13 protein-coding genes are annotated in these 13675 nt (G+C 64.4%); 12 read left to right on the top strand and 1 reads right to left on the bottom strand.

Going from position 1 to position 13675, the window contains the following annotated elements; genetic code table 11:
- Both QCE83_RS34890 and dapA read left to right on the top strand, forming a co-directional pair.
- Nucleotides 1-232 (top strand): ABC transporter permease (locus tag QCE83_RS34890; protein WP_404986243.1); only part of this gene is annotated, 232 nt, incomplete at its 5' end.
- Nucleotides 233-257: 25 nt separating this feature from the next.
- On the top strand, nucleotides 258-1163 hold the full coding sequence (gene dapA / locus QCE83_RS34885) for a 4-hydroxy-tetrahydrodipicolinate synthase (protein ID WP_404986241.1): 906 nt from the start codon (nucleotides 258-260) through the stop codon (nucleotides 1161-1163).
- Here the strand turns inward: dapA and QCE83_RS34880 are convergent, their stop codons facing one another.
- Entirely contained in the window at nucleotides 1164-1991 is an 828-nt protein-coding gene (locus tag QCE83_RS34880) for an IclR family transcriptional regulator (protein WP_250510646.1), read from the bottom strand.
- A 70-nt stretch (nucleotides 1992-2061) separates the two neighbouring features.
- Here QCE83_RS34880 and proC point away from each other — a divergent pair, with 70 nt between their 5' ends.
- The 10 genes from proC (at nucleotide 2062) to QCE83_RS34830 (ending at nucleotide 13615) form a co-directional block, all read left to right on the top strand.
- Nucleotides 2062-2871, top strand: coding sequence for a pyrroline-5-carboxylate reductase (gene proC, locus QCE83_RS34875; RefSeq protein ID WP_309821434.1), 810 nt, complete (start codon nucleotides 2062-2064; stop codon nucleotides 2869-2871).
- A 27-nt stretch (nucleotides 2872-2898) separates the two neighbouring features.
- The gene (locus tag QCE83_RS34870; protein ID WP_309821432.1) at nucleotides 2899-3648 is read left to right on the top strand and encodes an electron transfer flavoprotein subunit beta/FixA family protein; all 750 of its coding nucleotides are present in this window, start codon (nucleotides 2899-2901) and stop codon (nucleotides 3646-3648) included.
- A gap of 2 nt (nucleotides 3649-3650) precedes the next feature.
- The gene (locus QCE83_RS34865) at nucleotides 3651-4589 is read left to right on the top strand and encodes an FAD-binding protein (protein ID WP_309821431.1); all 939 of its coding nucleotides are present in this window, start codon (nucleotides 3651-3653) and stop codon (nucleotides 4587-4589) included.
- A 222-nt stretch (nucleotides 4590-4811) separates the two neighbouring features.
- Entirely contained in the window at nucleotides 4812-5435 is a 624-nt protein-coding gene (locus tag QCE83_RS34860) for a TetR/AcrR family transcriptional regulator (RefSeq protein WP_250510642.1), read from the top strand.
- A 71-nt stretch (nucleotides 5436-5506) separates the two neighbouring features.
- Nucleotides 5507-6742: an ABC transporter ATP-binding protein gene (locus QCE83_RS34855; protein WP_309821430.1), complete on the top strand. Its 1236-nt coding sequence runs from the start codon at nucleotides 5507-5509 to the stop codon at nucleotides 6740-6742.
- The gene (locus QCE83_RS34850; protein ID WP_309821429.1) at nucleotides 6742-7644 is read left to right on the top strand and encodes an ABC transporter permease; all 903 of its coding nucleotides are present in this window, start codon (nucleotides 6742-6744) and stop codon (nucleotides 7642-7644) included. The genes QCE83_RS34855 and QCE83_RS34850 overlap by 1 nt, the downstream gene beginning before the upstream one ends.
- On the top strand, nucleotides 7641-8462 hold the full coding sequence (locus tag QCE83_RS34845) for an ABC transporter permease (protein WP_309821427.1): 822 nt from the start codon (nucleotides 7641-7643) through the stop codon (nucleotides 8460-8462). Before QCE83_RS34850 ends, QCE83_RS34845 begins: the two co-directional genes overlap by 4 nt.
- 38 nt (nucleotides 8463-8500) lie before the next feature.
- The gene (locus tag QCE83_RS34840) at nucleotides 8501-9532 is read left to right on the top strand and encodes an extracellular solute-binding protein (RefSeq protein ID WP_309821426.1); all 1032 of its coding nucleotides are present in this window, start codon (nucleotides 8501-8503) and stop codon (nucleotides 9530-9532) included.
- Between the two features lie 21 nt (nucleotides 9533-9553).
- On the top strand, nucleotides 9554-11605 hold the full coding sequence (locus tag QCE83_RS34835; protein WP_309821425.1) for a hydantoinase/oxoprolinase family protein: 2052 nt from the start codon (nucleotides 9554-9556) through the stop codon (nucleotides 11603-11605).
- A gap of 9 nt (nucleotides 11606-11614) precedes the next feature.
- Nucleotides 11615-13615, top strand: a complete 2001-nt coding sequence (locus QCE83_RS34830) for a hydantoinase B/oxoprolinase family protein (protein ID WP_309821424.1) — start codon at nucleotides 11615-11617, stop codon at nucleotides 13613-13615.
- Nucleotides 13616-13675 lie beyond the last annotated feature (60 nt).

Raw genomic sequence — 13675 nt, 5'->3', positions numbered from 1 at the left:
CGCAGGCATGCTCTCGTCGTTCCTGTTCGCGTTCGCGACTTCGTTCGATGAGTTGACCATCGCGCTGTTCTCGTCAGGCGGCCTGAGCACGACGCTGCCGAAGCAGTTCTGGGACGAGACCACGATGCAGATCTCGCCGGTGATCGCCGCCGTATCCACGCTGCTGTTCGTGTTCATCTCCATTCTGATTTCCATTGCCGACCGCTTGCGTCGTCGAAGCACGGCATCCTGAGCCATTCAAATTTAGAGAAAACCGTATGTTGCTGACGTCTCAATCCTTGCATGGCATCCTGCCCGCGATTCCCACGCCGGTGAATCCGGACGACACGATCAACGTCGATGCCACCCGCGCGTTGCTGCGCTATCTGCTCGAACAGGGCATCGACGGCGTACTGCCGCTGGGCGGCACGGGCGAATACGGCGCGCTGTCGAGCGAGCAGCGCGTGCGCATGGTCGAACTGACCGCGCGTGAAGCAGCGGGCCGCATTCCGGTGATCGCCGGCGTGCTCGATCCGGGATATCACGATGCAATGAAGGCCGCGAAGGACTTCGCCGCCGCTGGCGCCGACGCCTTGCTCGTGCTCACGCCGTACTACACGAACCCGACGCAGGCCGGCATTCGCGATTACTTCCTGCGCTACGCCGACGAATCCCCGGTGCCCATCCTGCTGTACGAAATCCCGTACCGCACGCGCATCGCAATTGCGCCCGAAGTCATTCATGAGTTGTCGAAGCATGAGCGCATCATCGGCATGAAGGCGTGCAACACCGACATGTATCACTTCCTGCGCGTAGTGGCAGGCGTCGATGATTCCTTCGCGGTGTTGAGCGGTGAAGACACCTTGTTCCCGCTGCACGTGGCGGCGGGGGCGCGTGGCGGTATCGTCGTGACGGCGTCGTTGTTGCCGACGGCATGGCGCCGTATCTTCGAACTCGCCAGCGCAGGCAAGACGCAGGAAGCGCTCGCGATGCATCGCTCGCTGATCCCGCTGATGAACCTCGCGTTCGCCGAAACCAATCCGGGCCCGATGAAGTCGGTCATGGACCTGATCGGCGTGAATGCGCCGGACATGCTCGCGCCGCTGATTCGTGCCGACGACACGCTGTCGGGCAACCTGCGCGCCGAGCTGAAGAAGCAGCTGGCGATCTTCGAAGGACGCTGATCAGCGGCGCGACATCGGCAGCCGCGACTTCGAGATGGAGGTCGCGGCAACCTGCACATGCTTGACCAGTTCCGCTTCAACACGCTCGATGGTCCAGCGCGTAGTGGGCACCGAGATATTGACGGCGGCGACAGCGGTGCCGTCATGATCGGTGATCGGCGCGGCAACGGCGATGTCGCCCAGCACGGTTTCATTCTCGATGACGCTATAGCCGCGGCGCGATGCCTGATGCACGCGTTCGAGCAGCTTCTTCTGATCGGTTTCGGTATAGGGCGTCATGCGTTCGAGCGGCGTGCGCGACATGACGGCCTTCAGTTGCTTCTCGGGAAGCCGCGAAAGAATGGCGATGCCGGACGCCGTATAGAGCGCGGGCAGACGCGCGCCCAGGGCGATATCCACGTTGAAGAGATGGCGGCCCGGAAAGCGCGCGACGAACACGATTTCGTTGCCGTCGATCTCGTGCAGGTTCGTGGTTTCGCCGAGATGACGGCTGATGTCGAGCAGATAAGGCGAGGCTTTATCGATCAGCTCGTTGGCGCGGATGTAGTTATACGAAAACTGCAGGACCTTGGTCGTGAGACGGTAGTCGCGCGTTTCGGGCACGCGCGCCAGATAGCCGAGCGCCTCGAGGGTATGAACGATGCGTTGCGCGGCGCTGCGGTCCAGCGACGAAGCCTTGGCGAGATCCGCAAGCGTCATCTGCCGGTTGGGACCGTCGAAGGCGTGCAGCACACGGAAGGTCTTTTCAGCGGAACCGACGAACAGCGAAGAGCGCTCGCCGGATGCTTCGCGCGTGCTGCGCGCAGACGTGGATGATGCCTTGGGCATGGGGCCAATGATTGTATTCCGATGGCTTCGATTGTAGTTCAATCAAAGATGCTTAACTCAGGAAAACGATATGAAAATCGCCTTCATCGGCGCAGGTAATCTCGCTTCGGCTCTGATGGGCGGACTCATTCGACGAGGCGCGGCGCCGCATGACCTGCTGGCCATCGATCCCGACGAAAGCAAGCGGCAAGCAGCCGCGCAAGAGCTGGGTGTCGCTACGGCGGAGCGCCTTGCATCGGCGGAAGGTGTCGATGCAATCGTGCTCGCCGTGAAGCCGCAAATCCTGGAGAAGGTGTGCGCCGCGCTTGCCCCGTTGCTGAAGCGGCAACTCGTCATCAGCGTTGCGGCGGGCGTGCGCATCGCGGATATCTCGCGCTGGCTCGGCGGCTACGCGGCTATCGTCCGGTCGATGCCGAACACGCCCGCGTTGATCGGCATGGGCATGACGGGATTGCACGCAGCGCCGGACGTGACGCCCGACATGCGCGAGCAGGCGAATGCCGTCATGAGTTCGGTGGGCGCCACGCTGTGGGTCGAGCACGAAGCACAGCTCGATGCGGTCACGGCCGTGTCGGGAAGCGGGCCGGCCTACGTGTTCTATTTCATCGAATCATTGATCGCTGCGGGCGAGAGCGCCGGACTCGATGCCGCGCAGGCGCGCACGCTGGCGCTGGAGACGTTCTTCGGTGCGTCGGCGCTGGCGCGGCAGTCGGATGAAACGGCGGCGGTGTTGCGCGAGCGGGTGACGTCGAAGGGCGGCACGACGGCGGCCGCGCTGGCCTCGTTCGAACAATCCGGCATCAAGGAAGCAATCGGGCGCGGCGTGCGTGCGGCACAGGCGCGCTCGGATGAACTGGCCCGCGAACTGGGCGCGCAGTAAAGATAATTTCACTCTCATCTCAAGCTTATGAAAGTTATCGTAACCGTCAAGCGCGTGGTGGATTACAACGTGAAGGTCCGCGTGAAATCGGACAACACGGGCGTCGAACTCGCCAACGTGAAGATGTCGATGAACCCGTTCGATGAAATCGCTGTTGAGGAAGCAGTGCGTCTGAAGGAAGCGGGCGTCGCGACTGAAGTGATCGCCGTGTCGTGCGGTGTGACGCAGTGTCAGGAAACCTTGCGCACGGCGCTTGCCATCGGTGCGGATCGCGCGGTGCTGGTGGAGACGGCGGAAGAGCTTCAGCCGCTCGCCGTCGCGAAGATCCTGAAAGCACTCGTCGATCAGGAAAAGCCTGAGCTCGTCATTCTCGGCAAACAGGCTATCGACGACGATTCGAATCAGACCGGCCAGATGCTCGCTGCATTGGCACGCTTGCCGCAAGCGACGTTCGCCTCGAAGGTCGTGATCGCCGACGGCAAGGCCACGGTCTCGCGCGAAGTGGACGGCGGTGCGGAAACGCTGTCGCTGAACCTGCCGGCAATCATCACGACGGACCTGCGCCTGAACGAGCCGCGTTACGTCACGCTGCCGAACATCATGAAGGCGAAGAAGAAGCCGTTGAGCACGATGACGCCTGCCGAACTCGGCGTCGATGTCGCGCCGCGGTTGAAGACGCTGAAGGTCGTCGAGCCGCCGAAGCGCAGCGCCGGCATCACGGTGCCGGACGTAACGACGCTGGTCGAGAAGCTGAAGAACGAAGCGAAGGTGATCTGAACATGACGATTCTGGTAATTGCGGAACACGACAACGCGTCGATCAAGGCAGCGACGCTCAATACGGTTGCGGCTGCAACTAAAATCGGCGGCGACGTGCATGTGCTGGTCGCGGGTTCGAATGCGCAAGGCGCAGCCGATGCCGCAGCGAAGATCGCAGGCGTAGCGAAGGTGCTGTTCGCTGATGCGCCCCAACTCGCCGACGGGCTCGCGGAAAACGTCGACGCGACGGTGCTTCAGATTGCCAAGGACTATTCGCACATCCTGGCGCCGGCCACGGCTTACGGCAAGAACATCGCGCCGCGTATCGCCGCGCATCTGGATGTCGCGCAAATCAGCGACATCACCGCCGTCGACAGCGCTGACACCTTCGAGCGTCCGATCTACGCGGGCAATGCCATCGCTACAGTTCAATCGAGCGATCCGATCAAGGTCATCACGGTGCGTGCAACCGGCTTCGATCTGGTTGCAGCCGAAGGCGGCAGCGCAGCGGTCGAAAAGATCGAAGCCGCCGCCGATGCAGGCATCTCGCAGTTCGTGAGCCGTGAAGTGACGAAGCTGGACCGTCCGGAACTGACGAGCGCGCACATCATCGTGTCGGGCGGCCGAGGTCTGGGCAGCGGCGAGAACTACACGAAGACGCTCGAACCGCTGGCGGACAAGCTGGGCGCGGCGCTGGGCGCATCGCGTGCGGCAGTCGATGCCGGTTATGTGCCTAACGACTTCCAGGTGGGTCAGACGGGCAAGATCGTGGCGCCGCAGCTGTACGTGGCGGTCGGCATTTCAGGCGCGATTCAACACTTGGCGGGCATGAAGGACAGCAAGGTGATCGTCGCGATCAACAAGGACGCGGAAGCGCCGATCTTCAGCGTGGCCGATTACGGTCTCGTCGGCGATTTGTTCACGGTCGTGCCGGAACTGGTCGCAGCACTCGACCACTGATTCCTGCAGCAATGATCCCGACTTGATGCCCCTCCGGCATGAAGTCTTGATTATTTCTCACGCTACACGCGTTTCTTTCCTCGCCAGAATACTTTCAACACGACGCCGCCGGAGCCCGCCAGGGCCCGCCGGCGCCGGATGCGCGCGCTCGTTCGCGCGAAGCCACCCCCACTTACATACCGAGCAGATGGTATCTGCACGACGCCAGAACGGAGACCGGCCATGACGACGACCGTCGCAAAAAGGCGCACGCAGGCTGACCGCACCGCGCTCGCGCGGGCTGCGCTGGTGCGCTCGGCGATCGCGATCCTGAGTGATCTCGGCTTTGCGCGCGCGACGACCTCGGCCATTGCCGAGCATGCGGGCGTGACGACCGGCGCGCTGCATCACCACTTTCCGACCAAAGAGAGCCTGCTGTTCGCGGTGCTCGACGAACTCACCGAAGAAGCGCTCGCGCTGTTTCGCCAGTTGCGCGATCCGGCGAGCCGTGGCGACGGCGCGGCGCGCGGCATCGTTACGTCGCTGTGGGCGCTGTACGGCAGCCGGCGCTACTGGGCGGTCTGGGAAATCAACATCGGATTGCGGCCGGATCAGGCGCTGCATGAGGCGCTCATCGAGCACCGCACGCGCACGCGCGAACGCATGTACCGCGTGGTCGAGGCGAACCCGTCGCTCAGGGCCGACACGAAGCGCGCACTGACCGAACTGCTGCCGTTCCTGCTCTCGTCGATGCGCGGCATCTTCCTCGACACGTTCTTCGCCGGCCATGAAGCCGAATGGCTGAATCGCCAGCTCGAGCGGCTGATTCACGCGCTCGATCAGGAGATGAAGGCGCTGTCCGCCTAGCCGAACCGCAACATCCCGCGCAACGCCCTTATTTGAATCGCATCACCCCGATCAGGCACCTGGGAGCTCGCATGAATCACCCTAGTCGCGCTACGGCGCATCCGGCGGCAGGCGCCGCGAGAACCGGTTCGAAGAGCCTCGTCCTCGAAGGCGTCAGCAAGCGCTACGGCGGCGTTCAGGCACTCGACACGCTGACGCTCGCCGTGGAACCGGGCGAACTGGTTTCGCTGCTCGGGCCGTCGGGGTGCGGCAAGACGACCACGCTGCGGCTGATCGCGGGCTTCGAGTTTCCCGATACGGGCAGCGTGCGCATCGACGGCGCCGACGTCTCCGCGTTGCCGCCGAACAAGCGCGGTCTCGGCATGGTGTTCCAGAACTACAGCCTGTTTCCGCACATGACGGTGGGCGAGAACATCGGTTTCGGGCTGCGCATGGCGGGCGCGAAGAAGGCGCAGATCGCGGCGCAGGTGACGCGCATGCTCGATCTGATTCGCCTGCCGCAGTATGGCGATCGCCGCATCAGCCAATTGTCGGGCGGCCAGCAGCAGCGCGTCGCGCTGGCGCGTGCCATCGTCAACGATCCTTCGGTGTTGCTGCTCGACGAACCGCTCGGCGCGCTCGACAAGAACCTCCGCGAAGGCATGCAGTTCGAGATCCGCCGCATGCAGCAGGAACTCGGCATCACGAGCGTGATGGTCACGCACGATCAGGAAGAAGCGATGACGATGAGCGATCGCGTCGTCGTCATGAGTCACGGGCGCATCCTGCAGAGCGGCGCGCCGCGTGAAGTGTATGACCGGCCGCGCAACCGTTTCGTCGCGGAATTCCTGGGCACGGCGAACGTGTTCGCGTGCCGCGTCAGCGCGCGCAGCGTGCAGTCGATGACCGTGGCCACGCTGCCTGAATCCGGCAACGCTCCGGTCGAGATGACGCTGGACGTGCCGCGCGCGTTGCAGGGCGACTTGCCCGGCACGCTGGAAGTGGCGCTGCGGCCGGAGAAGATCGCCATCGATGCACCCAAGGAAGGCCATATCCGCCTGCGCGGAGAGATCGTGCAGCACGTGTTTCGCGGCTCGCAACATTCCTATGAGATCGACGTGCCGGGCCTCGGCCCGCGCATCTACGCCTACGAACAAGCGTTCTCCACCGATCACGCGGGCCATGCGCGCGGCCAGGCGGTGACGGTGTCCTTCGCCCCGCACGACGTGGTCGTGCTCGAACCGGACGGTGCGCCCGCCGTAGCACCGGACGCAAGCGCCGCGCCGGTCACGCAGGCCGGGCCGCTGGCGAGCGAAGGAGCGCGCTGATGTCCACGCCCGCCGCCACCGCATCCGCCGCCGCGCCGCAAGGACAGCGGCGCGCCCGCGAGGCCGCGCTGCGCATCGCGTTGCTGTGCGCGCCCGCGCTCGTGCTGCTGATCGTGTTCTTTGCGTTTCCGCTGATCGGCAACGCGCTGCGCAGTCTCGGACTCGACGCGCAGGCTGCGCCGTCGCAGACGAGTCCGTGGTCGAACTACGAGAAGCTGTTCGTCGATCCGTACTACCGCGGCGTGATCGTCGAGACCATCAAGGTGAGCTTCATCGCGACGCTGCTGTGTCTCGCGCTCGGCTATCCGATCGCGCACTTCATGGTGCGCCGCGCGGGACGCCTCGCGATGCCGATGCTGTTCCTGCTGATCGCGCCGCTGCTCACGTCGATCATCATGCGCACGTTCGGCTGGCGCGTGCTGTTCGCGCGGCACGGTCCGTTCAATGACCTGCTGATGTGGCTGCATCTGATCGAACGGCCGCTGCGCGTGCTGGGCGGACCGCTCGGCGTGTATATCGGCATCGTGCACGTGATGGTGCCGTTCATGGTGCTTTCCATCGTGCCGGTGCTGCGCGGCGTGGACCGGCGGCTCGAAGAGTCGGCGCGCATTCTCGGCGCGGGCGCGGCGCGCACGTTCCTGCTCGTCACCTTGCCGCTCGCGATGGAAGGCATTCTCACGGGCTGCGTGCTGGTCTTCATGCTCACGAGCGGCAGCTTCGTGACGCAGTTGCTGCTCGGCGACGGCAGCGTGGTCACATTGCCGCTGCTGATCTTCCAGCAGTTCTCGCTCACCCAGGATCTCGGCTTCGCCAGCGCGATGGGCAACCTGCTGCTCGTCATCGTGCTTGCGTGCCTGTATGTCCAGTTGCGCGTCGCCGGACGCAAGGGAGACGCACGATGATGCGCGCCGGAACCCTCGACAGGATGGCCGCGCGCGCCGGCGCCGGTTCGCTCGCGGTCTTCACTGCGCTGTTCTTCATCGCGCTCATCGCGCCGATCGTGGTGGTGGTGCTGGTGTCGTTCTCGCCGGACGAATCGCTCGCCGTGCCGCTCGGCGGCTTGTCGCTGCGCTGGTATCACCGCTTGTGGGAATACCGCCCGTTCGTCGATTCGCTGTTGACGAGCCTCTACCTCGCGCTCAGCTCGTCGTTCATCGCGATCCTGATCGCCGTGCCCGCGGCGATCGGCGTGGGCCGCAGCAGCGGCCGCGTGGCGACGGCGCTCACCACCTTCCTGCTCGCGCCCATCGCCATTCCCGCGCTGGTGATCGGGCTGTCGCTGCTGTACTTCCTGTCGAACATCGGCATTGGCGTGTCGTTCCTGGCGCTGCTGATCGCGCATACGGTTGTCTCAGTGCCCTACGTGATGCGCACCACGCTCGCTACCTACAAGAACACGCATGCGTCCTATCTGGAAGCGGCCTCGGTGCTCGGCGCGGACCGCTGGCAGACCTTCCGCCACGTGACCTTGCCGCTGATCGCCCCGGGCATCTTCGCGGGCGCGTTGTTCTCGATTCTCGTGTCGCTCGACAACCTCGGCGTGTCGTATTTCTTCGGCACGGCCAACGTCACGACGCTGCCTGTCGTGATGCTGTCTTACCTGCAAAACCAGTTCGATCCCGCCATCGCCGCGATCAGCACGGTGCAGATGGCGATCACCATTGTCCTGCTGTTGATCGTCGAAAAAACCTACGGCCTGCGCGCGTTGACGACGCAATGAAGCCAGCGCCACACCACCTCACCTGCTACGGAGCCTGAATGAACGTCTCACATGCTGTGCGCGCCACTGGGCTGGCGATCTCGCTTTCCGCCGCCGCGCTGACCGCGCACGCCGCCGACCTGACCGTTACCGCGTATGGCGGTGCATGGGAACAGGCTTATCGCAAGTGCTTCGTGCAGCCCTTCGAGAAGCAGACCGGCAAGTCGGTCGACGTGATTCTCGGCAGCCCGATGCAGTGGATCAACCAGATCGCGGCGAACACGGCACATCCGCCCATCGACGTGATGATCGGCCTCGTGGACAGCGGCGAGATCGCGCGCCAGAAAGGGCTGGTGGAGCCGATCGACGAAAAGAACGTGCCGAACCTGAAGGACATCAAGCCGAACATGCTCGCGTACGGCAAGGGCTATGGCTTTCCGATCGCGTTCGGCGACTTCGGCCTGATGTACAGCAAGAAGGCGGTGCCGAATCCGCCGAAGACGTGGAAGGAATTCGTCGATGGCACCAACGCCGGCAAGTGGCACGCCGCGCTGCCCGGCATCGCCTACGTGGGCACGGCGCAGGGCTTGATCGGCTTGTTCGCGATGGTGTACGGCGGCAGTCTCGACAACGTGCAGCCGGGTCTCGACGAGATCAAGAAGATGCAGAAGAGCGGCAACGTGACCTTCTACAGCGAACCGAATTCGCCGCTGGTGGCGCTCAAGTCGGGCGATATCGACATGGCCATGTACTTCGACGGCCGCGCCTGGGCCGAGCATGACGCGAGCAATCCGGACATCGGCTATCTGAATCCGAAGCCAGGCGCCGTGGCGTTCCCGACCATGGTGCAGAAGGTCAAGAACGGCTCGCCGCTCGGCTTCCAGTTCATGAACGTGGTGGCATCGGCGGAAGGGCAGAGCTGCTTCGCCAACCTGATCCAGTACTCGGCGTCGAACAAGAACGCCAAGTACTCGGAGAAGGTGGCGCCGCGCGTGCCGCAGGACAACGACTCGATGTGGCTGCCGTTCGACGTGATCTCGCAGAAGACGCCGCAATGGGTCGAGATGTGGAACAAGCAGATCGGTCGCTGACCGCAACAGAGGATTGAGTTCATGAGCCTGAGAATTGGAGTCGATATCGGCGGTTCCTTCACCGATTTCGCGGTGCTGGACGACGACACGCGCAGTATCCGCACGCTGAAGGTGTTCTCGCGCCCCGACAGTCCCGGCAGCGAAGTGCTGGCGGGCATGGCGGGGTTGATCGAGCGCTATGGCATCGAGGCGCGCGATGTCGCGTACTTCACGCACGGCACGACGGTCGGCGTGAACGCGGTGGTGCAGCGGCGCGGCCTGCGTCTCGCCCTCATCACCACGGAAAAGTTCGAGGACGTGCTGGACATCGCGCGCCTGAAGATCCCCGACATGTATCACCTGCTGTCGCGCCGGCCGGATCCGCTGATTCCGCGCGACCGCGTGTTCGGCGTGAAAGGCCGGCTTGCGGCGGACGGCAGCGAGGAAGCGCCGGTCGACGAAGCCAGCGTGCTCGCCGCGATCGAAGGCATCCGCCGCTCGGATTGCGAAGGCGTCGTGGTGTCGCTGCTGCATTCGTATCGCAATCCGCAGCATGAGAAGGACGTCAAGGCGCTGATCGCGAAGCACTATCCGGAGCTGTTCGTGTCGTGCTCGCATGAAGTGTGGCCGATCATCCGCGAATACGAGCGCACGTCCACCGCGATCATCAGCGGCTATGTGCAGCCGAAGGTGGCGGACTATCTGACGCGCCTGCAGGCTGCGCTTGCTGAAGCTGGCGTGCCCGCCGAACTGAAGGTGACCAAGTCGAACGGCGGCGTGATGAGCGCCGAGAACGGCAAGAGCAACTGCGCGCAGATGATCCTGTCGGGCACGGCGTCGGGCGTGATCGGCGCGGCGTATATCGCGAACCAGTGCGGCATTCGCAACTGCATGAGCCTCGATATCGGCGGCACGACGGCGGACGTCGCGCTGATCGTCGATGGCAAGCCGCAGTACGCGACCGGCGAATACATCGGCGAATTTCAGATTCATATTCCGTCGGTGTCGGTGTCGTCGATCGGTGACGGCGGCGGATCCATTGCGTGGGTGGACGACTTCGGCGTGTTGAAGGTCGGCCCGCACAGCGCGGGTTCGAATCCGGGTCCGGTCTGCTACGGACGCGGCGGCGAACAGCCCACCATCACCGACGCCTTCGCCGTGATGGGCGTGCTCGGGCAATCGGACCTCGGCTACAACTCGGTGTCGCTGGACCGCGAGGCTGCTCGCCGCGCAATCGGCACGCTCGCCGAGCGGCTCGGCAAGAGCGTCGAGCAGACGGCGGAAGCCATCATCCGCGTGTCCACGTCGAGCATGTATGCGGGCACGAGCCGGCTCGTGTCGCGCTTCGGCATCGACCCGCGCACCTTCACGCTGCTGCCGTTCGGCGGCGCTGGTCCGATGCTCGCGTGCTATCTGGCGCGCGCGCTGAACATGCCGGATGTCACGGTGCCGGTCACGCCGGGCGTGCTGAGCGCGTTGGGCGGGTTGATCGCGGACATCAAGAACGACTTCGTCAAGACGACCTACTACGAGCTGAACGAGGCGACGCTCGCGCTCCTCGCGGACGATGCCCGCGAACTGGAGAAGCAGGCACGCGACTGGATGACGGCGCAGATCGGTCATTCAGAGGGCGTGTCGATCGTCATGACGGCGGACATGCGCTATCGCGGGCAATCGTTCGAGATCGAGACGGCGCTCGATGCCGCCACCATCGCGTCCGGCGATCTCGCCGCAGTGCGCGAAGCGTTCCATCACGAACATCGCCGCCTGTACGGCCACAGCGACGATCACGCGGGCATCCAGCTGGTGGCGCTGCGGCTGGTGATTTCGTCGCCGACGCCGAAGCCCGAGCTCGAACGCATTGCGACGAGCGATGCGGCGCCGGTGCCGGTGCGCGAAATCGACGTATGGATGGACGACGAAGCGCGCCGCATCCCGTTGTATCGCCGTGCCGACCTGCGCGCGGGCCAGGCGTTCGAAGGCCCGGCGGTGGTCTCGCAGGACGATGCAACCACCTGCGTGCTGCCGGGCTTCTCGGTCACGGTCGATCCGTTCGGCAATCTGGTTCTGACGAATCGCGCAACTCAACATTGAAGACCGATCATGAAATTCGATAAATCGGAACTGCAGATCTTCGCGAACTACTGCGTCGCGGCCGCCGAGAGCATGGCCTATACGCTGGTGCGTACCGCGCACTCGACCTTCGTGAAGGAAACCGAGGACTTCTCGTGTGCCCTGGCGAGCGTGGACGGCCTGACTTTCGCGTCGCCGCGCACCTTCGGCGCGACGTGGTATGTCGGTCTGGATTACGGTCCGGTGATCCGTTCGTTCACGGACTACAAGCCCGGCGACGTGTGCATGACCAACGATCCGTACAGCGGCTATGTGGCCACCCACACGCCGGACGTGGTGATGTGGAAGCCGGTTTTCTACGAAGGCGAGATCATCTGCTTCGTGTCGGGGCACATTCATAACACCGACATGGGCGGCGCGGTGCCGGCATCGCTGTCGCGCACGCTGACGGAGATTCATCAGGAAGGCATCCGCTTTCCGCCGACGCGCGTCGTGGACGGCGGCGTGGTCAACGAGACGCTGCTGTCATGGATGATGGCCAACGTGCGAGCGCCGGATCAGAACATCGGCGACCTGAAGGCGCAGATCGCGTGTCTGACGACGGGCGAGCGGCGCGTGCTCGAGATCGTCGAGCGCTTTGGCGTCGAGGCGTTCAAGGCGGGCATCGGCCAGTTGCTCGATTACTCGGAGAGCCAGGCGCGCGCGGTGGCCCGCACGATTCCGGACGGCAAGTACTTTTTCGCCGATTACGTCGATGAAGACGCCGTCGGCGGCAAGCCGATGCGCATCGCATTGACGCTGACCGTCGATGACGGCCTGCTCGGCTTCGACTTTTCCGGCAGCGATCCGCAACTGACGTCGTCGATGAACGTGCCGACCGGGAATCATCCGCGTCACGCACTGTTGCTGGTGGCGCTCAATTACGTGCTGTATTCGCTGAACCCGGACATCCTGCTCAACGCGGGCATGTTGCGTATCGCGACCTGCGAGATGCCGCTCGGCAGCGTGCTGAATCCGGTGCCGCCCGCTGCGGTGGGCATGCGTACGCTGACGTGCGTGGTCGTGCAGGCGGCGGTGTTCGGCGCGTTCGCGCAGGCGCTGCCGGAGCGCATGCCGGCGTGTCCGGCGTCGAGCGTGTGTCTGCTCAACGTCAAGACCACCGACACGACGGGCCGCACCATCATGGCGTCGCTGGGTCCGGTGATGGGCGGCGCGGGCGGTGCATCGGCCGGCGACGGCTCGGATGCGTCAGGCGCGAACATGGCGTTCCTGCGCAATACACCGGTGGAGATCAACGAAGCCGAAGTGCCGATCCGTATTCTCGAATACGGTCTCGTTGGCGACAGCGGCGGGGCGGGGCAGTATCGCGGCGGCCTGGCCATCGCGATGGAGTTCAAGGTCTTCGCACCGAACACGCTGATCACGGCGCGCAATCGCGACCGCACGCTGTTTGGTTCGTGGGGCATCAAGGGCGGCATGGCGGGGCGCACGTCGGTGTTCAAGCGCAACCCGGGCACGGCGCGCGAGGAAGTGCTCGGCAATACCGACCTGGTTGCGTGCGAGCCGGGCGATGTGATCCGGCTCGAAGGCAATGGCGGCGGCGGTTACGGCGCGCCGACGCTGCGTGCGGCCGAAGCGGTGGAGCGCGATGTCCGGCGCGGTCATGTGTCGGCACAGCAAGCGCGAGAGTTGTATGGCGTGGTGATCGCGAATGGCGCGCTGGATGTTCAGGCTACCGCTGCGCTGCGTGCCGAGATGGGCACGGAGCGGAAGCTCGACGATGGTTTCTTCGACTACGGTCCGAACCGTCGCGCGCATGAAGCCGTGTGGACGCGCGAACGCTATGCGGTGCTGTGCGGATACCTGGAGTCGGTGTCGATCGGCTGGCGCTTCTTCCTGAAGCATCAAATGTTCGAGCGTCTGGCGGCGCGCGGGGAAGTGGCGGCGGGCGTGGAGATCGTGCATGTGGTGTTCGCGGAACTCGTGGCGGAGTTTCCGGCGCTGGGGGCGGGGGAGAAGCGGGCGGCTTGAGCGCCGCGTCTTTCACCAGCAGTAGAAGCAACGGGCCCAGTTCGATGAACCGGGCCCATT

The sequence above is a fragment of the Caballeronia sp. LZ034LL genome (genome assembly GCF_031451215.1).
Lineage (GTDB): Bacteria > Pseudomonadota > Gammaproteobacteria > Burkholderiales > Burkholderiaceae > Caballeronia.
The sequence above is the reverse complement of the archived record's forward strand: the minus strand, read 5'-3'. Positions and strand labels throughout refer to the sequence as shown.